12 protein-coding genes are annotated in these 21,816 nt (G+C 62.0%); 7 read left to right on the top strand and 5 right to left on the bottom strand.

The window, feature by feature from the left end:
* Positions 1 to 51 precede the first annotated feature (51 nt).
* On the bottom strand, positions 52 to 1,479 hold the full coding sequence (gene leuC / locus FYK55_RS04795) for a 3-isopropylmalate dehydratase large subunit (protein WP_150075216.1): 1,428 nt from the start codon (positions 1,477 to 1,479) through the stop codon (positions 52 to 54).
* A gap of 274 nt (positions 1,480 to 1,753) precedes the next feature.
* Between leuC and FYK55_RS04800 the strand changes: the two genes are divergently transcribed.
* Positions 1,754 to 2,179: a hypothetical protein gene (locus FYK55_RS04800; protein ID WP_150075217.1), complete on the top strand. Its 426-nt coding sequence runs from the start codon at positions 1,754 to 1,756 to the stop codon at positions 2,177 to 2,179.
* Here FYK55_RS04800 and queA read toward each other — a convergent pair.
* The 4 genes from queA to rarD all read right to left on the bottom strand — a co-directional run bounded on the left by queA (position 2,148) and on the right by rarD (position 7,894).
* On the bottom strand, positions 2,148 to 3,233 hold the full coding sequence (queA, locus tag FYK55_RS04805; RefSeq protein WP_150075218.1) for a tRNA preQ1(34) S-adenosylmethionine ribosyltransferase-isomerase QueA: 1,086 nt from the start codon (positions 3,231 to 3,233) through the stop codon (positions 2,148 to 2,150). The genes FYK55_RS04800 and queA overlap by 32 nt on opposite strands.
* 445 nt (positions 3,234 to 3,678) lie before the next feature.
* The gene (locus FYK55_RS04810) at positions 3,679 to 5,406 is read right to left on the bottom strand and encodes a di-heme oxidoredictase family protein (protein WP_150075219.1); all 1,728 of its coding nucleotides are present in this window, start codon (positions 5,404 to 5,406) and stop codon (positions 3,679 to 3,681) included.
* Positions 5,407 to 5,477: 71 nt separating this feature from the next.
* A complete protein-coding gene (locus tag FYK55_RS04815; RefSeq protein WP_150075220.1) occupies positions 5,478 to 6,743 on the bottom strand; it encodes a hypothetical protein in 1,266 nt (421 codons plus the stop codon).
* Positions 6,744 to 6,949: 206 nt separating this feature from the next.
* Positions 6,950 to 7,894 carry an EamA family transporter RarD gene (rarD, locus tag FYK55_RS04820; protein WP_150075221.1) on the bottom strand — a complete coding sequence of 315 codons (945 nt, stop codon included), beginning with the start codon at positions 7,892 to 7,894 and terminating at the stop codon, positions 6,950 to 6,952.
* Between the two features lie 497 nt (positions 7,895 to 8,391).
* On the opposite strand from rarD, the gene FYK55_RS04825 reads away from it, so the two are divergent.
* Genes FYK55_RS04825 through bshB1 form a run of 6 tightly spaced genes read left to right on the top strand, consistent with a single transcriptional unit; the run spans position 8,392 to position 21,806 of the window.
* Complete coding sequence (locus FYK55_RS04825) at positions 8,392 to 9,300, top strand: DUF58 domain-containing protein (RefSeq protein ID WP_150075222.1); 909 nt, start codon at positions 8,392 to 8,394, stop codon at positions 9,298 to 9,300.
* Positions 9,297 to 11,576: a BatA domain-containing protein gene (locus FYK55_RS04830; protein WP_150075223.1), complete on the top strand. Its 2,280-nt coding sequence runs from the start codon at positions 9,297 to 9,299 to the stop codon at positions 11,574 to 11,576. The genes FYK55_RS04825 and FYK55_RS04830 overlap by 4 nt, the downstream gene beginning before the upstream one ends.
* Positions 11,573 to 13,954, top strand: a complete 2,382-nt coding sequence (locus FYK55_RS04835; RefSeq protein WP_150075224.1) for a hypothetical protein — start codon at positions 11,573 to 11,575, stop codon at positions 13,952 to 13,954. The genes FYK55_RS04830 and FYK55_RS04835 overlap by 4 nt, the downstream gene beginning before the upstream one ends.
* 27 nt (positions 13,955 to 13,981) lie before the next feature.
* Complete coding sequence (locus tag FYK55_RS04840; protein ID WP_150075225.1) at positions 13,982 to 19,885, top strand: hypothetical protein; 5,904 nt, start codon at positions 13,982 to 13,984, stop codon at positions 19,883 to 19,885.
* The gene (locus FYK55_RS04845) at positions 19,882 to 21,072 is read left to right on the top strand and encodes a prenyltransferase/squalene oxidase repeat-containing protein (RefSeq protein WP_235908423.1); all 1,191 of its coding nucleotides are present in this window, start codon (positions 19,882 to 19,884) and stop codon (positions 21,070 to 21,072) included. The genes FYK55_RS04840 and FYK55_RS04845 overlap by 4 nt, the downstream gene beginning before the upstream one ends.
* The gene (gene bshB1 / locus FYK55_RS04850; protein WP_150075226.1) at positions 21,069 to 21,806 is read left to right on the top strand and encodes a bacillithiol biosynthesis deacetylase BshB1; all 738 of its coding nucleotides are present in this window, start codon (positions 21,069 to 21,071) and stop codon (positions 21,804 to 21,806) included. Before FYK55_RS04845 ends, bshB1 begins: the two co-directional genes overlap by 4 nt.
* The last annotated feature ends 10 nt before the right edge of the window (positions 21,807 to 21,816 follow it).

The raw sequence follows: 21,816 nt of genomic DNA on the forward strand, positions 1-21,816 counted from the left end.
GATCACCTGCCTCGGCAGGGCGTCGCGGCCAGCTGACGGTTTAGCGGTCGACTAGCTGGACTGGTAATCCCACTCACGGATATCGACAAAATGGCCTTTGATGGCGGCAGCGGCGGCCATGGCCGGGCTGACCAGGTGCGTTCGACCGCCCTTGCCTTGCCGTCCTTCGAAGTTGCGGTTGCTGGTGCTGGCACACCGCTCACCGGGCGAAAGTTTGTCGGGGTTCATGGCCAGACACATGCTGCATCCGGCTTCCCGCCAATCAAAGCCGGCTTCGCGAAACACCTTGTCCAATCCTTCCTTCTCGGCGTGCAACTTGACCTTCCCGCTGCCGGGGACAACCATCGCATTGACGTTGCCGCTGACCCGGTGCCCTTTGACGACCTCGGCCGCGGCTCGCAGGTCCTCGATGCGAGCGTTGGTACAGGAGCCGATGAACACGCGATCGATCGCGACATCTTCCATCGCGGTGCTGGCGTTCAATCCCATGTAGGCCAACGCGTCGCGGGTGGTTTTCTGGTCGGTGGGATCATCGAAATCCGTCGGATCCGGGGTCTTGTCTTTGACGCCGATCACCTGTCCGGGGTTGGTCCCCCAGGTCACCTGCGGCTCGATTTGTGAACCCTGGAAGGAAAGCGAACGATCGTAAGTCGCCCCCGGATCGGTTGACAGCTGATTCCAACGCTCAACGGCGGCATCGAAATCCTCAGGCGACTCCGGCAGTCCACGCAGGTAGTCGTACGTCGTCTGATCGGGAGCGATCATCCCGGCGCGGGCCCCCGCTTCGATGGACATGTTGCACACCGTCATTCGCTCTTCCATCGTCAGCCGGCGGACACAATCCCCGGTGTATTCCAGCACGTAGCCGGTTCCCCCGGCGGTTCCGATCTGACCGATCAGGTACAGGATCATGTCCTTGGCCGTGACTCCTTTCGCCATCGTTCCGTCGACACGCAGCTCGAACGTCTTCGGCTTGAATTGCAGCAGCGTTTGCGTCGCCAAAACGTGCTCGACTTCGCTGGTGCCGATTCCGAACGCCAATGCGCCAAAGGCGCCGTGCGTCGCGGTGTGGCTATCGCCGCAGACGATCGTCATGCCCGGCTGGGTGTACCCGTTTTCCGGACCGATGACGTGCACGATGCCCTGGCGGACGTCGTTGATGTCGAACAATTGGACGCCGAACTCCTTGCAGTTCTCGCGGAGGGTTTCGATCTGCTTTCGGCTGATCGGGTCGGCAATCGGCAGGGAACGGTCGGTCGTCGGCACGTTGTGGTCGGGGGTCGCCAACGTCCGCTCCGGACGCCGCACGCTCCGGCCGTTCAGACGCAACCCTTCGAACGCCTGGGGACTGGTGACTTCATGCACCAGGTGCAGATCGATGTACAAAATCGCGGGGCCCGAGGCGGGCTGATGGACGACGTGCTGGTCCCAGATTTTGTCAAGCAAGGTCCGCGGGGCGGACGAATTCGCATCGGTCATAGGTGGGGGGGAAGATGTCGGAGGAATTCCTGAATGTCTGGCACAACTGTCCGCGGAAATCGCCGAATTGTCAATGAGCGGCGGAGCACGGAGAGGGCGGTCGGTAACGAATCGCGTTCAGGAGCCGACACACGACACGGGTGCGAGTTGCGGACCGGACCGACGGGTGCCGTCGTCACGTCAAAACGCCTACGATGGCGGCTGACCGCGGGGGGTCGCAGCGTCTGCGAATCCGCCTGCAATCTCGGTTCCCTGAACTCAATGACGGATTGTCATGTCCCGTTGGATCGATCGACTCCTGGTTGCGGCTTTGGTGGTCGTGGTCGCCGTCCTGTGCCTGACCGCGTTGCCCTTCCTTGCCGGTCACACCCTGGGCGGCCCCGGACTGCTGACCCACATGTTCGCCAGCGGCGCGCTGGTGATCGGACTGCCGGTCTTTGCCCTGGCGTTTTTGCGACACCTGCCCTATCCCTCCCGGGCCGGTCGGCTGTACTCGCTCGGCTTTCTGGCGACGGTGGCGTTGGGTTTCCTGACCATCGCCACCGTTTTTCTGTGCATGCTGCCCGTGCCCGCGACCGAACAGATGCACGCCCTGATGACAGCCCACGGCTGGATCGGGTTCGCGATGGTGCCCGCAATCGTGCTGCTGCTGCTGGGCATGCTGCGATCTAGACGAACAGCATCGCATCTCCATAGCTGAAGAACCGGTACTCGTTCTCGATTGCCTTCGCGTAGGCCTCCAGCACCAAATCCCGACCGGCGAAGGCGCTGACCAGCACCAGCAGCGTGCTCTTGGGAAGATGGAAATTGGTCATCAACGCATCGACGACCTGGAACCGGTAAGGCGGCCGAATGAACAGATCGGTGGTCCCCGTCCAGGGCCCCAGAGTTCCGCCGAGTGCGTTCGCGGCGCTTTCCAATACCCGCACGCTGGTCGTTCCCACCGCCACACAGCGTCCGCCCTCACGACGGCGCTCGTTGATCAGTTCGGCGTTCTCTTCCGTGATCTGCCCCCACTCGGTGTGCATCGTGTGGGCGTCCAACGTCTCCGTCTCGATCGGACGAAACGTCCCCAATCCCACGTGCAGGGTCACCGACGCGGTCTCTGTCCCGCCGGACGTGATTTGCCGCAACAATTGTGAGGTGAAGTGCAGACCGGCCGTCGGTGCCGCGACACTGCCGGGCGCCTTGGCGAACACCGTCTGGTAGTTCTGCACATCGGCGTCCACCATGTGGCCGTCGCGAATGTAGGGCGGCAGCGGCACGCGGCCATAGTGAGTCAACCAGTCCGCCGCGGTGTGCATCTCCGGGATCTCGTCCAATTCGGACGCGGGCGGCATAGGGAGCACCAACAGATGGCCCTCCTCGGTCTTGCTGACGACTTGCAACCGCATTCCGGGAAGGCCGTTCCGGTCCTCCACCGTGATGGTTTCTTCAGCCACCAGCTTTCCGCGCGTCTTGGTCAGCAATTCCCAAACGCCCGAAGTGGGGTCTTCACGCAAAAAGAGTCCCTGCCAGCGGCCACCGGTCCGGGTGCGAAACCCGACCAGCCGGGCGGGGATAACGCGGCTGTCATTGAGCACCAGCGTGTCGTCGCTGAGAAGCAAATCGGGCAAGTCGCGGACGTAGTGATGTTCAATGCTGCCCGACTTCCGGTTGACCAGCATCAATCGCGCATCGCTGCGAGTCGCGAGGGGTTCCTGGGCAATCCGTTCACGCGGCAATTCGTAGTCATACAGGTCGATTTCACTCATGCCGGCAGAGTGTATCGTTTCCCGCCGCCGAATCGCAGGGCCCGATCGGACGTCTTCGGATTCGCCGCCGTCGACGCCAAACCACGGGTGAGATCCGAACGCTTTCCACCGTCTGGCGACGGTGGCTACCAACTGGTTCCAAGGCTCCCGCCTTGGAACCCACGGCACCGAAGGCTCCGCCTTCTCCACCAACGGCCAACGCCAAAGCTCACGGCCCCTCCACCGTCTGGCGACGGTGGCTACGACACGTAACTCCTAGCTGGCCGTCCGACACCTCTCCTGGTTCCAAGGCTCCCGCCTTGGAACCCACTGCACCGAAGGCTCTGCCTTCCCCACCAACGGCCAACGCCAATGCTGACGGCCCCCTCCACCGTCTGGCGACGGTGGCGACGATGCGTGGCCTGCAACTGCCCACCAGGGTCTGGCCGCTGAGCGACGAAACGCTCTACAGCGAGGCGGCAGGCACGTTGGTCGGCGCGACCAGGGTCTTCAAAAAGGCGATCACGGCGCGACGATCACTGACGGACAGGTCCAAAAAGCGATCCCGAGTCCCGGACGCCTCACCGTCATGCATGGCAATGGCCTCCAGCAACGTCTCGGCGCGGCCGTCATGCATGTAGGGTGCTGAGTCGGCGACGCCCCACAGCGGCGGCGTCCGCCATTCCTGGTTGAAGTTCGTCCGTTCGATGTGTTGCCGCAGGTAGCGCGTCTGCCGCACCGTTCCAGATTGCGTCTCCGTGATGTCACCGGTGACCAGTGGGTCCGAACTGATTTCATCGTCAGTCAGTCGTCGCGAATTGGAGACCTGTTTGTCGCTGTGACCCAACGTAACGAACTCAATCGTCTCGGTCGGAACGGTCGGGGCTTGGAATTGGTACCCCCGCTGCCTGCCCAAGCGGCGTCCTCCGCCGGTCCCACGGGCATTGGATCCGGCGGACCGCGCTCCCCGACGCACCGTCGAAGTCGAGGAAACGTTTGACGTCATGGTCGCCCCGGATCCGTAATACCCGGTCTGAGTCATCGTCCCCGATCGACTCAGTTGCCCCGCGAAGCTGACTTGCGTCACCGGTGTCATCCGCACGATGTAGGGTTCGGCGCGATTCAGGTCCATCAGTTCATAGCCCATGTCGTGCAACAACAAATCGCTGTAGACATGCGTTGCCGGTCCCAGACTGGGAACGTGACAGACAGCGCAGCCCACCGCCTCGAACGCCTGCTCTCCGCGTCGCACCGCTTGCAACCGTTCCGGATCGCTGGGCAGAACCTGCTGCGGGGCCGGAAGCGCCGCCGTGAACGAAGTCATCATCTTGATTTGCTCGTCCGAGATGTCCTCGCGCGGATTCTTGTAGCCTCGCATGGTCGGATCGGCCGGCTGCAACAAGCGTTTGGTTTCCAGCCCCATTTCGTTCGCACAGGCCTGGTCATTGAATTCAAGCAACGAAGCGACGTTGGCGCGCCAGCCAAACTTGCCGTACCGACCGTCGCGGAGAGTGCCCGGACGCCCACTGATCTCCGGGTGCCGTTGCTGAACGCGAACCATTCGGTCCAGATCTTCGTCGCGGACTTGATCGATCAATCCGGCTCCAAACAGGGCGGTGGTGTTGCGTTGAAACAGTCGGGCCCGCAACGTCATCGTGTAGCCGCCCGAATGAGCCGAGTACAGCAACGGCATCGAAGAGCCCGCGCGAACCTCATCGGCGTTCAACGGCCCGCCACTGCTGGAGAACTCCGCCGGCAATTGGTCAAACAAAGACTTTCGCGACGCCGTGAAGAACGGGGTGCCCCCGTGATGCGGCAGGGCCAAGGTGTTGCCGACGACGCCGTTGCTGGCCACGAATCCGGGATGAAACTGCGTGACCATCCGGGCGATCACATCGTCGGAGACGTCGCCACCGGTGATTTCAAACTCTTCAATCCCCACGGAGTGAGCGTTGAACGGAGCTTCACCGCCGCCGCCGACACCGCCCTGGTGGTGACAGGCGACGCAGGAGGTGGCGTTGAACAGCGGCCCCAGTCCGTCGCTTCGCAACGCCGGGTTCTGGGGCGACCAATTCTTTTCGAACAGCTGCCGGCCCTGTTGAATCTCCAGCGGAGAAACCGCTTCGGCAGCACCCGAAAGAATCCATCCCCCGATCAGGACCGCAGCAAGCGATCGTCTTGTGAAGGTGTTCATACGGTTTTTTTCGCCTCGGTTTGGATGGGAACGGAACGCTGTGTCATGACCAACACGTTCACGGATGACGCTCATTGACTTCGCCGGAGTAACGCGATGAAACGGCCCGGCAGCTCCGTTTCGCGAACAATCACGGGGTCCCGATTTTTGGCGGGGATGATCACGTAACGAACCGGCGGTCCCAGGACGTTGATCGGTTTCAAATCCAAATGATGAGTCAGTTGTGACAACTGCGACAAATCGACGGAATAAAAGCGTTGCTGTTGGACAAGATCGTGCAGGCGTTGCCAGGCCTCTTGAAGGTTCGTTTGCCCGGCCGTGGAAACCGGTGTTTGCAGGTCCGGCGAACTTTGCCCCGAATTTACTGAGAGAACCACGGTGCTGTGCTCGAGTTCAGCGGAGATGCGTTCGGCCAATTCGACCGTGTCGCTTTGATCCGGCGAAAAGCAGACCGGCGGAAATCCCCACACGCCGGCAATCAACGTCGGGCACAGGGCCGGCACGTCCATTTCCGCAACCAACGGCAACAAAGAATCGCACCAGTCGCGACGCGTCTGCGGATGTTGTTCCAAAATCAGTAACCGCCGGGCATCGCCCGCACCGGTGAGTCCAAATCGCAGCCGGGCGTCGGCAAAATAAACCGAATCAAACGGTTCGGTGGCCTGCCTCAATTGGTCGGGCGATGTCACCCAGGACAGTTGTTCCGATGCCGCGACCGGCTCGGCAGGCTCTTCCAACCACGCACCGTTCGCTTGGGCCAGGGCTTCACGGTAAACACGGCTGACCCGTTCCTTGGCGCGTTCAACCAGAGCGTGCCGGAAGCCACTCGGATCGTCGGCCCAGTGCTTTTGAAGCAACCTCGTTTCATCGGCGTCTTCGATCATCGTCAGCAGCGTTTCCTCATCGGGAACGCCCACCGAAAACGCGAGCAGTCGGTAGTCACGGTCACACAGGAAGGTAATCGCCCGCGACGGCTGACCGTGCGGTTCACCCCCGGTGACCTCCTGCGGCAGACCAACCGGCAAGCCTTGAAATCGAATCGACTTCGCGATCCCGGGTCGCTGCTTCAAGGCAGACCGGTAAGCCTGGGTGACCAGCTCATGGCACCACAACTCCTGCGACGCAACCGACTCTTCATCGTCGCGTTTCATCGCATTGGAGTGCAGCGTCCGATACGGATCATCGTCGGTTGCCAAAATCAGCACCGACGAGAGCGCGGCATCCGAATCGGACAACGGCTCAAATGCTGTGCCCAGGGACAATTCCGGCGGCGGCTCTTCGCCCAACAGATCGCTGGTTGGCCCCAATGCGATCGCAAGCCAAGTGATCGACAGCAACGCGCGGCTTGTAAAGAAACGATGAGCAAAACAACTGGCATTTGCCACCAAGTCTGCCCGCGTCGTGAAGCCCCGATCTGACATCCGAATTGCCGCCCGCAAAAGATAAGAAGTTGGCGTCGCCCATCATCTAAATTACGTGCCGCGCACCCCCCGTGTCAAATTTTTTGCTTTGCGGTTCCGGCCGCCAACGGGCCCGAATCGGCTCAACCCCGTTTGGCATTGGCGCGCCCAGCCACCAATTCAGCCCGCTGCCAACGGGCATCGATCGAACGCCGCGGCAGCAAAAACACCGCGACGCCCGTCCAAACGAACGCGAATCCGATCAACGCGGCAGTTGACAACGGTTCACCAAAATAAAAGGCACCGACAGCGAACTGCAGCGTCGGCCCGATGTATTGCAGGATCCCCAACAAGGACAGCGGGGCCCGATGCGCTGCGCCGGCAAACAAAGCCAAGGGGGTGATCGTCAGCAGTCCGCCAAACACCAACAAACCTTTCGTGGTCGCGTCGACGCCGCCGAACACACCCGAGCCGGCTGGCTGCACGCAGGCCAGAAAGACCAGGGTTGGCAGCAACAACACGGTGGTTTCAATCAGCAAGCCGTTGAGCGCATCCAGCTTGGCCTTTTTCTTTACCAACGCGTACAAGGCGAACGAGCTGGCCATGACGAAGGAGACCCAAGGCACTTCGCCACCGGCCAATGCCATCACCGTGACGCCCACCGCTGCCAAGGTGATTGCAAACCACCGCAACCCGGATAACCGCTCGCCCAAGACCAACACGCCCAACAGCACGTTGAAAAGAGGGTTGATGTAGTATCCCAGCGATGAAAAAAGCACCCGATCGTGGTTCACCGCCCACAGGAATGCCAGCCAGTTCGTTGCCACCAACGCTCCGGCCGTTCCATAAGTGATCCACGTCCGGCGATCGCGCAAAGCAGCCAGCAGCGCCGCACGACGGGAGACGTCGCTGAAAAAGAATCGCACCGCAGCGATGAGCAACGAAAACACAAACGCCCACAGGATTCGGTGCGCCACCAAGTGCGTGGTGGCCATCTGCCCGAGCAGATTCCAGTAGATCGGAAACAGTCCCCACAGCACCTGGGCCGCGATGGCGAGCATGGCTCCGAAACGCGTCGAGGCGGACATGGGGATTCCGGAAGGGGTGGCGGGTCGGTGCGGAAACATTGTGATGGCGGATTGTCGGATCTCGCCAATTCCGCCTAACTTCGCGGATCTGCGGAAATACGACAGTGGGGGGCGGGTATCGATCGGAACATCCGGCGTTTTAATGCGTACAATGAGCCAGTAACGACGGCTGTGGCCCCGCTGAAACCGCCCGCCTTGATCAGCGGGGCGCGACAACCAACCGGAAAGGTATCCTGGCAACATGTCGCCGGGCGCAGGCGATCGAATCGCCCAGGCCACTGCTGCCGGCGTGCCAACCGGCAACGCACCCGCTGGCGGAGGACGCGGGCAACCAGATCGTTGCCCAATCGCCACCCCCACATTGACCGGCTCCCCGCCGACGATTCAGCGTCAAACCGCCCCCCCGCCGACCGCTTCCAACTCGCCTGTTCCCGATCGTTCTGACGCCCGCCTCCGCCACCTCCCCGCACGCACCGTTTGTCTGCCGAGTCGCGTTCATGCAAATCCTGGACTTTATCAAACCGAAAGACCTGTCTCGGGTCGCGCGGCTGCAGGTCCTGGCGCGGGAGATTGTCGAAGGCTACTGTAGCGGCAGACACCGTTCACCCCACAAAGGGTTCAGTGTCGAATTCAAAGAACATCGCCAATATGTCCAAGGCGATGAACTGAAGAACATCGACTGGAAGGTTTTCGGCAAGAGCGATCGGCTGTACATCCGCCAATACGAAGAGGAAACGAATCTGCGGTGCACGCTGCTGGTCGACCAGAGCGGTTCGATGAACTACACCGGCACCCGCAGTGTGGACGCTCTGAGCAAACGCGACTATGCCGTGCGCCTGTCGGCCGCGTTCGCGTACCTGATGCTCGGACAGCAAGACCCGGTGGGATTGATCACGTTCGACAATCGGCCTCGGCGGGAGGTTCCACAACGGAGCCGTCCTTCCCACCTGCGCCCCCTGCTGGAAGCTCTGGTCGCCGACGCGACCGATCGTGAAACCGATCTGGGAGGCGTCTTCCGCAAGATCACGCCCAAATTGAAACGTCGCGGGCTGGTCGTGATCGTTTCCGATTCGATGGGCGACGTGGCGTCGATCGCCAAATCGCTCGCGGCCTTGCGCGCCAACAAACACGAGGTGATCTTCTTTCAACTTCTGGATCCCGACGAAGTGGAGTTTCCGTTTGCCGGCCGAGTCCAATTTCACGATTTGGAACACCGCCTGGGCGAACAGACGGTGGATGCCGCATCGATCCGCCAGGCCTATCTGGATCGCCTGGCGGAACACAATGCCGACCTCCAGGAAGCCTGCCGCCGAAACCGCGTGGATCTGATCCCGGTCACGACCGACCAGCCCTTTGTCGACGTCCTGCACGAATACGTTTCGGCAAGGAGGCGGGTGGTCCGATGAGTTTTCTGAACGCGGCCCTGGCCGCCGGCGCGCTGGCCTTCACCATTCCGTTGATCATCCATCTGTTCTTTCGCAGCCGCTTCAAACGCGTTGATTGGGGAGCAATGCACCTGCTGGAAAGTGTGTTGCGCGTCAATCGACGGCGGATGCAGATCACCAATTGGCTGCTGTTGCTGCTCCGCTGTGCGATCCCGATCCTGCTGGCACTCTGTCTGGCCAGACCGGTATTGACCGGATTTCGCGCCCTGGCGGGCGACGCCCCCAAAACGCTGGTGATCGCGGTGGACGACTCGCGGAGCATGTCGGTTACGCCTCCGGGACAGCCGTCGCGGATGCAACAGGCCAAAGCTCAGTTGGAAACGATTCTGGGCGATCTGTCACGCCGCGACGAAGTCATCCTGATCCGCGGCTCCCGGCCGGGGGCCGTCGCTACGAAGATGGGCGTGGCCGATGCCAGCACGGCCCTGCGAAAGGTCACCGCCCAGGCCGGCCCCGTGTCGATCGGTCAATTGATCGAATCGGCGGTCGCGGCTGCCAGTGAAGCAACGCACGCGCGCCGCCAGTTGTTGATCGTTTCCGATTTTCAAAGTGACGCCGTCGGCACGTCCAGCCTGGAAACGGCCCAAAACGTCGCCGAGTCCTTTCGCAGCGATTCGGAATCCAAGCTGAACCGGCCCGTGATTGATTTCCTGAACGTCGGTGGCGACTCGGACACGCTGTCGAATGTTTCGATCGATTCGATCTCCGTCGACAGCCCGGTCGTTGTCGCCGGTCGGTCCGGCGTCTTTGCCGCCACGATTCGAAATGACTCCGACCTGGCGGCCCGTGACCTGCGTCTGGTCTGGGCCATCGACGGGCAACCGCTGGAACCGCGCACGGTTTCCATCGATCCGCGATCGACAGCGACCAACCGCCTGACGCACACGATCCCCCAGTCGGGCATGCATCGCGTGACCGCGACGATCGGGAAAACCGATGTGCTACCTTCGGACAACCGTCGCAGCGTCGCCGTCGAAGTCATGCGGGAGATCAACGTGGTGTTGGTTGACGGTCGCCCCAGCAACCAAGCCTTGCAAGGTCAGGCCGACTTCTTGGCAATCGCGCTCAGCCCGTTTGCTTTTGGCGGCGACGACCGTCCCGATCCGGTCAACGCCACCGTCGTCTCCGAACGCCGGCTGGAAAAAACGCTGGAGGAAACCGATGCCCGGGTCGTGATCCTGGCGGACGTCGGGCGATTGTCAGAGTCCGCGCGGGATTCCTTGGCCCAGTTCGTCCACAGCGGCGGCGGGCTGGTGGTTTTCGATGGACCGGATGTGCGACCGGCTTTGTACAACCAACCCTGGGGAAAGGGGCCGAACGAATTTCGTTTTGCCGCCCCGCTGGGCGAAGTCATCGGACAGACCGATCGAAACCAGGTGGACGCTGCGGCCGCCTTCACCATCGACACGCCGCCACGGATCTACGAACCTTGGCGGGTGCTGTCGACCGGCGAGGCCAATCCGCTGTCGGACGTTCGCGTTTGGGCCTATCGCGACTGGGGTTCCGAGGAGTCTTCCTCCGCCAAGGCCGACGATTCACTCGGCGGCGCGATGGTGCTGCTGAAGACGAACGGTGGCGAACCGCTGGCGATCAAGTCCGCCGTCGGTTCCGGTTCGGTCATTCAATTTGCGATCCCCGGAAATGATTCCTGGACCAATTTTCCGCTTCGCCCGATCTTCCTGCCCATGATTCAGCAACTGGTGCTGGAATTGGCCGGCAAGCGAGCGGAGCCGGCGGTCGACGTCGGCCAACCGTTGGTGATCTCGCAGAACGATTGGCCTCCGCTGACCAAAGTCACTGATCCGGACGCACGAAAGTCTTACTGGGTGCAACCGCCCGACGGTGAAGAGTCGGAATTGCAGCCGGAAAACGACAATGACTCGCTGCGATTGACATCCACCTTCACCCCCGGCACCTACCACTTTCGCAAAACCGCCGTCTCTGCCGGTGATGCAAAACAACGCGAATCCGTCCATACGCTCCGGATTGTCGAGGTGCCGCCGTCGGAGTCCGTTTTGGTGGACGTCAACGAAGAGCGATTGCAAAAATTGACCGAAGCGTTGGATGCGTCCGTGTACCGCACCGCCGATTCGCTCCGATCCGCCGACCGCACGCGATCGTTCGGACGTGAAATCTGGCGTTGGCTGTGGGCGGCACTGGTCGCGGCGTTGGTGGCGGAGTTGTGGTTGCAACAGAACCTGGTTTCTCGCCGCGCTTCGCAGGAGGCCGCGGTATGAACTTTGGCCCACCACTCGCTTCGATCCGATTCGCCGGCGACCTGCCGTTGTGGCTGGTCGTTGTGATCGCAGCCCTGGCGATTGCCGCGGTGTGTTTCCTGTATTGGCGCGAAGTCCGGACGGTGGCTGCGCCCTACCGATACTTGCTGCCGGCGTTGCGTTCGGCAGCCGTGTTGTTGGTCATCGTGATTCTGGCCGGTCCGATCTGGCATCGCCGCCAAGTGATCGGAACGCTGGGTCGTGTGATCTTCGCGGTTGATACGTCACGCAGCATGTCACTGACCGATACTCAATCGGACGTGGCGGCGGACAACCGCGTGGCCCGCGCCACGCGACTGCTGCTGGGCGATGCCACTTCACCCGGTTGGCTTGAATCGATTTCCCGAACCCACTCCATTGACGTGATCGCGTTCAGCGACGGACAACCGATCCGCCTGTGGTCTTCGGAAGAGGGCACGCCCATCCCCAATGCGCTGGAAGTTCCCGCCGACGGCCATCAAACCGACTTGTCCTCGCCGCTTGCCGACGCCCTTGCGGAATCCAATTTGGGCGGCAGGTCGTCGGATTCCGAACAAAGCGACGGGGCCGATTCGTTGCGCAAGTCCGCGGTGGTCCTGATGACCGACGGACGTGACAACACGCTCCGGCACCGATCCGGACGTCCGGCAACCCGGCTGGCACAGCAACTTGCCTCCCAGGGGACGACCGTGAACACGCTCGGATTTGGATCGGCCGACGAACCGCCGGACGTCGGAGTGGTTGAGGTGGTGCGGCCCCAAACGGTTGCTGCCGAAAGCAAGCTCGCCGGTCAGGTGGTCGTCAAACAATTTGGCCAGTCCGATCAACCGGTGACTGTCCGCATCGATTCGGCCGGAGAAACCGTCTGGCAGGAAACCGTGCGGGTTCCGGCATCGGGCCAGTTGGCGGTCCCATTTGAAATCGACGTCCAACCGCTGGTGGATTCGCTCCGCAACCAGGCCCCGCACGGGATCGATCGCAACAACGAAGTCCTGCAGCTGGTCGCCCGCGTCGAAACCGACGGCGCGGATTATTCTGCCGAGAACAACGCGTCCGAATTTCGTGTGACCGCCTCAACGCGGGACCGACGGATCTTGATCGTCGACAGTTCCAGTCGTTGGGAGACTCGCTACCTGAAAAATCTGTTCGGGCGGGATCCCGCCTGGCAGACCGATCTGGTTCTGTTCGGCCCCGGCACATCCACACCACGCATCGAACGCGGAGAAACGCCCGGAACGTTCCCGAGCACTCCGGCAGCGATGGCACGCTACGATGCGGTGATCCTGGGCGAAGTCGACTCGGCGCAATTGACGACCGCTGATCGCGACCGCTTGATTCGCTTCGTCGCGGCGGGGGGCGGGCTGGTGATCATCGACGGACGGCACGGTTTGTTGCGTCCCATGGCCCGCGCCGAATTCGCCGAACTGATGCCGGTCCGGTACCGCGGCACGGCAACCGATTCCTTCACTCCGCCGAACCGGGTGGACGCCACGGCGGAAGGCCTGGAGGAACCGGCGTTGGGTCTGATCGATCAATCGGATCAGTTGAAAACATTCTGGCAGGCCCTACCGCCGCCGCGGTGGAGCGCCGACGTGGAATTGTCCGAAGGTGCGGAGTCATGGGCAGAAGCGGTGTTCCCCAACGGCAGCCGTTCCCCCTGGTTGGCAACTCGCATGTATGGTGCCGGGCGCGTGTTCTATTTTGCGTCCGATTCGACCTGGCGGTGGCGATACAAGGTCGCCGATCGATTCCATGCGCGATTCTGGAACCAATTGATGATCGCCGCCATGGAGCCCCCGTATTCCTCCAGCGACCAGTTCGTTTCCATCGGAACCGACCAGGTCGACTATGGAACCGATCAGTCGATCACCGTCCGGGCTCGGCTCCGCGATACTTTGGGAAACCCGGTGCCGGGCGCGACCGTCGACGCCGTCGTCGAACAGGAGGGGCGGATGATCGCCACCGTCCCGCTGTCGGTCGATCAGCCGACGCGCGGCACCTATGCCGGCGACGTGCCACCGCTTCCCGAAGGCCGATACTCGATCCGGATCCGTGCCAGCGGGTTTGACGAATCCGCCCTGTTGGCCTCCACCCCGGTGTGGGTCAGCGGCGGCGAGAATCTGGAACTGCGTCGGATGAGCCTGGATGAAGACGCGTTGCGGCAAGTCGCAGCCGCTGGTGGCGGGCAGTATGTCCACGAATCGGATGCCGGCACGATGTTGGAATCGCTGCGCCCGCTTTCCAGTGGCACGGTCGTGGAAACGGACACGGTGATGTGGCAAACGTTCCTGTGGTTCTGGGCCATCATCGCTTTGTTGGCCGCGGAATGGTGGTGCCGAAAACGCGCCGGATTGGTCTAGCGGAAACAAGAAAAGAGAGTTTGCACCATGGCAACTGTCCCAGAGAACACAATCACCGGCGCCGACCTGGATCCCATCACCCGCCAGGCGCTCGAAGCGTTTCGCCGTCGGCGTGGAACGCTGCTGTTGCTGCGCGCCGCCGGTGTCGCCTTGCTGGTGTTCTTCACCCTGACCACGCTGTTGGCCGTGGTGGACTTCCTGTTTCTGATTCCGGACGCGCTGCGCTGGTGTCTCAGCATCGGCATCTACGTCGCCGTCGGCGTTTCGGCATGGCGCGCGGGCATCGCACCGCGACGAGAGCGGGATCCACTGTCGCTGGCTCGGCACGTGGAGTCCGCTGCACCGCTGTTGCGTGAAGACTTGTTCTCGGCGGTCGAGTTAGCCGACCCGCGATCCAGCAACGGGTCGCCCGCATTTCGCAAGATCTTGCAAACTCGCGTGGCGCGACGCATCTCGAAATTGGACTTCGATGACTTGCTACCGTTGCAGCTGGTCCGCCGTTGGCTTCTCAGCGGGGGCGCATTGGCAGCGCTGTGCCTGGCCCTGATGCTGATTCCGTCGGCTCAATTCGGCCGCCGTTTCGCCCGAGCCGCTCTGCCGGGTGTTGCCATTGAACGCGCGTCGCGGACTCGGGTCCGCATCATCGTCCCCGCACCGGCTTCCGGCTATGTCGCCGAGCGGGACGCCGTTGGCGTGATCGCCGACATCAGCGGCGCCGCACCCGAGGAGGCCAGCCTGCAATGGCGTAGCGTCGACGGTGCCACCGGCTACACGCCGATGACGCCGCGGATGGACAACAACTTGCCTGCCACAACGACCGACTCCGACGACCAGGACGCGGCGCAAACCAAGATCGCCGGTCAGCTGTTTGCCGCCAATCTGTCCGTGGGATCCGTGCCGGTCGAGTACCGGATCTTGGCCGGCGACGCGATCACCCTGTGGCACAAGCTGAAGCCATTGCCGCGACCCCACGTGACGCGTTACCAAAAGACGTACCACTTCCCCGAGTACGCAAAATTGCAGGACCGCACCGAGGACGACGAGCATGGGGATCTGAAGGCGTTGCAAGGCTCCACCGCCGACGTGACCGTGACGTTTGACCAACCGGTCGAATCGGCGGTCGTGCGATTTGGCGTGCGTGGCACCCGCATGCAGATGGAGCCGGTCGATGATTCGGGACGTCACTTTCGCGCCCGCATCTCGGTGAAAACCTCCGGCCAATACCAGGTCGATGCGGTCAGCGTCGAAAGCGGGCTGAACAACCCCTTCAGCCCCAGCAATGTCATCGCGCCGATCCTGGACACACCACCCATGATCCGCTGGTCCGACGAGATTCCGGACAGCCAATTGGTGTCCTCGCTGGACGTGTTGGAATTGCAAGCGACGGCCGTCGACGACTTGCCGCTGGACCGAATCGTGCACCAGTTCCAGATCAACGGCGGCGAATTCCAATCCGTCAATGTGACACCCGACCATGCGGACCGAAAGTTGGAATTGGATTGGAAATGGGACTTGCTGGATCGCCGGGGCGACGGGCCGGAAGCCGATGCTGCGGACGATGTCAAACTGACCGACGGCGATTTGATCCGCACCCGCGTCGTCGCGATTGATCGTCTTGGCGCCCAAAGCGAATCCCGCCTGATCGAACTGCTGGTGGCCGGCGACGGCTTCGACGCAAGTCGAAATGATTTTCTGAAACCGATGGCTCAACGCGCCGAAGCGTTGATTCAATGGGCCAGCGACGCTCAAACCGTCGCGGATTCCCTGCAGGACGCGTGCGAACAGAACCAACTGGATCAGATCGCACCGCTCCAGGAAGACTGGCGCGAATTGCAGCGTCAATCGGTTGAGTTGATGCGTTCAATCCAGAACGCATTAACGGAAACGCAAAACGCGGGTAACGGATGGCTGACTGAACGACTCGGCCGCGCCGTTTTGGATGTCGAAACCAGAATCAGTGGCCAGCTTGCCTTGGCGCAGACATTGAAATCGGCCAAAGACCCGGATTGGAAGAAACAGTTCGACCGTCACCGACAGGAGTTGCAACGGGATACGAAGTCCACCGGGTTCCAGTGCGAACGATTGCGGGAGTTCGCGCGAGCACAATTCTCGCTGGCCTTCACGGCGGCCCTGCACGCCGACGTGTCGGCGTTGCGATCCAGTGTTGATCGCCTGGTCGAGGACTTTCCCGACCAACGGCTGCCACGACACCTGACCTTGCTGCAGGGACGATTCGCCGAGATCGATCGGATGATCGATCGCTACACGCCAATTCTGAGCGACCGGACGGTGCAACATTTGACCGGCGAGAGCTGGTTTCGTTGGTCGCAACGTTGGGCGATTCAGATCGAAACCTTGCTGGAGGACAACCCCAGCAAGGACCAGGCGTTCGCGGTGATCGAATCGCTTCACGACCAGGTCCGCGACAAACCGCAACATGTCATCGACGCGTCCGTCCATGAATCGCTGCTCCGGTGGGGGCGTGACCTGCAACGGGAAATGGGTTCGCTGGCGGATTTGACACGGCAGACGCGGGAAGCCGGTGAGGCGTTGCGCAAATCCACCGACGACGAACAGAAGGATCGCAGCACCCAGGCAGCCGTCCAGGCCGCTCTGGAATCCAAGTGGTGCCAGGCGGTTTGGGATGCCAGGCTGAACCGCCTGCTGGTCCGCGCCGCTGGCCAAGAGAACCTGAATCGGGACAAAGCAAAGGTGGATCTGAACTACGCTGCCGATCAACACCTGTTTCGCAAAGCCGTCAAGAATGTCAGCTCCGATGGCTACCGGGATTACAAAGACGAATCCGCCGGAGCCGCTTTCAACGCAATCGCCGATGCCATCGCCGTGTTGCAGGCTGCCGGCGACCTGTCCAGCCTGCAATCCACATTGGCTGATCTGTCCGAAGGAGAACGTCAACCCGATCGTTCACCGCTGCGGAAGGTGTTTCATCCCAGCTGGCTGGCATTGACCGGTCCATCGATCGAATGGTCGGTTCGATCGCTGCGGCCAGCCGGACAAGCGTTCCAAGACGTAGTCAACCAAGTTGACCAAGCGCGGTACAGCGAAGCCTACCAAAGCGCAACTCGCCGCATCGATCCCCGCCGCTGGGAACTGGACGAAATGGTCTCGGCGGAAAAACCGCTGGAATCCGTCGCCCGAGATCTGCAGGATGGCCTGGAGTCGCTGGAGCCGGCAAGAGAAGCGGCCCGTCAAACACTCCGACGCTACATCCTGATGCTATCCGAACAGGCGCGACAGGCTGCCGAAGCCGCCCGGAATGCCGAACAAATCACGGACCGCCGCGACGATTCCGAGCAGCCTGCCGAGGATCAATCGCCCGCGGAACCGAAACGCGATCAGCAGGAACAGACCGCCTCGATGCGCGAGGCCCAGGATCAGGCGGTGGAGAAGGCGACCGAGACGATTCAGTCGCTGATCGATCGGGCCAACACCGCCGAGATCACCGACGGGCAAGAACGTGAAATCGCCCGCGACGCCGACGCGGCGGCTGAGTTGATCGCACAGGCGGTTCGCGAAACCAAACAACAACTCGCCCGAAGCGAAACCGCCGCGACCGCGGAGCAGCGAGATCAGGCCGGCGAAGCCAGCGAACAAGAGCTTCGCGAACTGGCCGAGCGGTTGGAGCAAACGGCGGAGCATTTCGAAAAAATCGAGAACGGAGAGGACGTCACCACGTCGAGGGAGCAATTGCGTCGCGACGAACAAGCGTTGCAACAAGATCCCGGGTTGGAACAACGATACGAGTCCGCCGAGGCCATGGCGGAAGCCGCAAAGCAGAATCCCCGCGAGTTGCTGCGGCAGCTGGAAGAGGAATTGAAACGCAACCCACCGATGCAGGAAGCGCTCAGCGAGATCTCTGAACGCACGGTCCGCGAAGCGGCCAAGACGTTGCGACAAGCTGCCGAAGAAGAAGAATCGCTACAACAACAGCTGGAATCCGAGGATGACGGATTTGCCGAGCAGAAACGTCAACAGCGGCTGATGCTCAGCGAGTTTTCGACCCGCATGCGAACCCTGAGAGATCGCACATTGGGAACCGCATCCCATGCGGCAAGCTGGGCAAACGAACCCCAGCTGCGCGAACAGATCGAACAGGCACAGCAGCAAGTGACCCAGGCGATCGAACAGGCCGACCAGACTAATTCGGATTCGGCCACCCTGGACGAACTGCAAAACGCCATTGATCAGATGCGGCAGTCCGTGCGTCAAGCCGCGGACACCGCAACCGACATCGCCGATCAAATGAAGAAGAAAACCGAACAGGACTTGCACGGTGATTCGCGCAAACGCGAGGCGACGGCACGCCGCGTCCAGGGCATGGCCAATCAGTTGCGAAACGAAGAATTGAAATCGCTGGATCAACAACGCAAGCAGTGGAGCTCCGCCGAAACGGATGCCGGTCGCCGGATCAAATCGGCCGAACAAAACCAACGTCAGGCGGACGCCTCCCTGCAACGCGCCCAAGATCAATTGAAGAACAACCCGGACAATGAATCTCTGCAACGCGAGGTCGATCGCCAGCAAGACCGTCGGAATGAAGCCGAGCGGTCTTCGCAACAGGCGCGTCGCACCAAAGATCTGGCCCGAGAGCGACGTGACCTCGCAACCGAACGGGCCAACAACATCAACAAGTCCAAAGCCAATCCGTTTGAGAAGCCAAACCCCGCCGCTGAGTTGGCCGAACAGTCGGCCCGCGACGCGGCCGAGCGGATGCGGCGACTTTCCGACGAATTGGAGAAGTTGCAATCGGGATCGGAGATCGCGTCGGAACTGCGTGCCACCACCGATTCCGCCGAACGTCTCTCACGACAGCAGAATCAAGTTGAATCGGACGTCCGTGATGTCGGGGAAGATTTGAGCCGCGCCTCCCGCCACGAACAGCGGTTGTCGAAGCCGCAAACGGCCGAAGAACTACGCCAAGCTGCGGAACAAACGGAGCAGCAAGCCAGGCAACCGGCTCAACGCGCCGGAGAGGAACTGGCCCAGGCTGCACAGGAAGCCTCCAACGCTTCCCAGGCCGGCGCCGCGCTGCGGGAAGCCGCCGACAAGATTGCCGAACAGGCCGAAGCGATCGACCAACTGGCCGGACCGGCCCCCGAAACGTCTCCCTCGTCCGCACCGAGCGCTGACCCCGGCCAAAATCCGTCCCAACCATCCGGTTCCCAATCATCGCCTTCCGGATCCCAGCCTTCCGGATCCCAGCCGTCTGGAACGGTCAGCGCCGGCAGCCAACCGAGCGAGACTCCAAACGCCGCACCCTCGCGGGCACGACAAATGGCACAAACCCTGGACGAACTGGATCGCTCCCTTGCGGCGCAGGGACAGCAGGGTGCAGGGGATTCCGAGACTCCGTCGCAGCCCGGCCAGGGCCAGAGTGGGGCGCAAGGCCAACCTTCGCAGGGCCAGCCCTCACCGGGACAATCCGGTCAGGGTCAGCCAGGGCAGGGTCAACCAGGGCAGGGGCAGCCGGGGCAAAGCCAAAGCGGTTCGCAACCGTCGACATCCGGCCAGGGATCAGCGGCCGCTGGCAGTGAAAGCAGCGCCCAAGACTCGACCGCTTTGGACGCGTCGCCCACGCTGGCCGAGATGTTGGATGCCCAAATGCAGCGCGCCGCCCGTGAACGGATGCAAATGTTGCAGCAGGCGCAGGCCGGGCAGCAGGCCGCCAGCTCGCAGGCCTCCAGCTCCGCCGCTGCCAGCGAATCGGGACAGGGTTCTCCACCGGCCGGCTCTGACGATGTGGATTTGATCGACGGACAGGCCGGTCGCGGCGACTGGGGCCAGCTCCGCGAGCGGGGCGTGGACGATGCCGCACAGGGACGCGGGTCGCAGATTCCGCGTGGCTATGCCAAGGAAGTCCAAGCGTACTTCAAGGCGCTTTCCAAGCGTTCCGCGGAGGGCAAGCCATGATTCGGTCCCGACCATCGGCCGGCGTCGAGCAGTGTCCTCGGACGCGATCCACGGAGGCGTTTCGATCACCGGACGCAGCAAACTTCGCTCCCCGGATCAGCCGGCGTACGTTGCTCGGCACGCTGCTGGCAACTTCTGCTTTGGGAGTTCGATCCGGGAACCTTATTGGCCAGGAGCCGTTATCGGTTGAGAACCTGTACGTCGATGACAACTTGGACCGAGCCTGCCAGCGGGCGATTGACTTCTTGATGGCCCAGCAGCGGACCAACGGTTCGATCACCGACCGCGGACACGAACTTGCCTTGACGGCGCTGGCGATCATGGCATTCGCATCCATCGGGATCGAACCCTCCGAATCGACGCCGCAGGGTCAAACACTTCAAACCGCGCTCGATTTCGTGCTCGACCCAAAGCATCAAAACGAATTCGGGTACTTTGGTTCCCACGACGGTTCGCGGATGTACGGGCACGGCATCGTCACCCTGATGTTGACGGAGATGCTGGGAATGGGAGCCTCGGTCCAGCAGAACCGCATCACACACGAGCGATTGGACAAGGCGATCGCTTTGATCCTGTCATCCCAAGCGATCCGCAAGGAACCCAAATTGAACGGCGGATGGCGGTACTCGCCGGGTGCCCGCGATAGTGATTTGTCCGTCACGATTTGGCAGTTGATGGCGCTACGCTCCGCCAAGAACGACGGCATGGAGGTGCCGGCCGAAGCCATCGAAGAAGCGCTCGGCTACCTGCGCAACTCGTTCACCGGGCGACGCTCCGGCGACGAGGTCACCGGCGAAGGCGGCTTCAGCTACACCCCCGGTCAAAGTCGGCCCTCGTTCACGATGACCGCAGCGGGATTGCTGGCGATGCAGGTGTGTGGACAATACGACGCCCCGGAAGTCGCCGCGGCTGCCGATTGGTTGTTGGGACACAAGCCCACGCCGACGGAGCGTTACCTGTTTTACGGTTTGTACTACTACGCCCAAGGCATGCACCAGATGGGCGGAACTTACGCGGACCAATCGCAACAAATTGTTTCCGACTTGCTGCTTTCCCGGCAGCGGAGCGACGGATCGTGGATGGCGCCCGGTGGCGAAGAGCGCAACGTCGGCCTGGTCTACTCGACCTCCCTGGCCGTGTTGTCCCTCTCGGTTCGCTATCACTACCTGCCGATCTACCAAAGATGACCACGATCCACACCGACGGTCCCGAATCAATCGTCCAGACCGAACCCTTGGACTTTCTGGTGGTCGCCCCGCATCCGGACGATGCCGAACTGGGAATGGGGGGCACCATCGCCAAAATGATCGGCCAGGGGATGCGGGTCGGCGTCTTGGACCTGACCACGGGCGAACCGACGCCCCATGGCAGCGAATCGATTCGCCGAGCCGAAACGCGACGGGCCAGCGAAATCCTGAATCTGACCTGGCGCGGCAATGCGGGGCTGCCCAATCGCGAGCTCCAACACACGCTGGAATCGCGAAAGCTGATCGCCAGCTACTTTCGGATGCTGCGTCCCCGTTGGGTGTTTGCGCCGTACTTTCACGACGCGCACCCCGATCACGTCGTCGCGACCGAATTGATCGAAGCGGCGCGGTTCTGGTCCAAGCTCAGCAAAACCGACATGCCGGGTGACCGGTTTCACCCCGAGCGCACGTTCTACTACTTTTGCATCCACCTGCGGCTTTCCGTCCGACCGGACTGGATTGTCGACATCAGCGACACGTTCGAGCAAAAGATGCAGTCCATCCAGGCGTATGAAAGCCAGTTCGTTACCGGACGGCCCAGCGAGCCGCCGACCATGCTCGATCGCCTGCGAACCGACGCCGCCCACTACGGGAATCTGATTGCGCGGCGCTATGGCGAGCCCTTTGCAACCAAGGAACCGCTGGCGCTCAGCTCGCTTCGCGATGTCTTCTGACCTGCGTCGG

The sequence above is a fragment of the Roseiconus nitratireducens genome, from assembly GCF_008629675.1.
In the GTDB taxonomy this organism is placed as follows: domain Bacteria; phylum Planctomycetota; class Planctomycetia; order Pirellulales; family Pirellulaceae; genus Stieleria; species Stieleria nitratireducens.

Coding starts and splice junctions, on each gene's coding strand:
- leuC (WP_150075216.1), bottom strand. CDS start 1,479: ATGACCGATGCGAATTCGTCCGCCCCGCGGACCTTGCTTGACAAAATC.
- FYK55_RS04800 (WP_150075217.1), top strand. CDS start 1,754: ATGTCCCGTTGGATCGATCGACTCCTGGTTGCGGCTTTGGTGGTCGTG.
- queA (WP_150075218.1), bottom strand. CDS start 3,233: ATGAGTGAAATCGACCTGTATGACTACGAATTGCCGCGTGAACGGATT.
- FYK55_RS04810 (WP_150075219.1), bottom strand. CDS start 5,406: ATGAACACCTTCACAAGACGATCGCTTGCTGCGGTCCTGATCGGGGGA.
- rarD (WP_150075221.1), bottom strand. CDS start 7,894: ATGTCCGCCTCGACGCGTTTCGGAGCCATGCTCGCCATCGCGGCCCAG.
- FYK55_RS04825 (WP_150075222.1), top strand. CDS start 8,392: ATGCAAATCCTGGACTTTATCAAACCGAAAGACCTGTCTCGGGTCGCG.
- FYK55_RS04830 (WP_150075223.1), top strand. CDS start 9,297: ATGAGTTTTCTGAACGCGGCCCTGGCCGCCGGCGCGCTGGCCTTCACC.
- FYK55_RS04835 (WP_150075224.1), top strand. CDS start 11,573: ATGAACTTTGGCCCACCACTCGCTTCGATCCGATTCGCCGGCGACCTG.
- FYK55_RS04840 (WP_150075225.1), top strand. CDS start 13,982: ATGGCAACTGTCCCAGAGAACACAATCACCGGCGCCGACCTGGATCCC.
- FYK55_RS04845 (WP_235908423.1), top strand. CDS start 19,882: ATGATTCGGTCCCGACCATCGGCCGGCGTCGAGCAGTGTCCTCGGACG.
- bshB1 (WP_150075226.1), top strand. CDS start 21,069: ATGACCACGATCCACACCGACGGTCCCGAATCAATCGTCCAGACCGAA.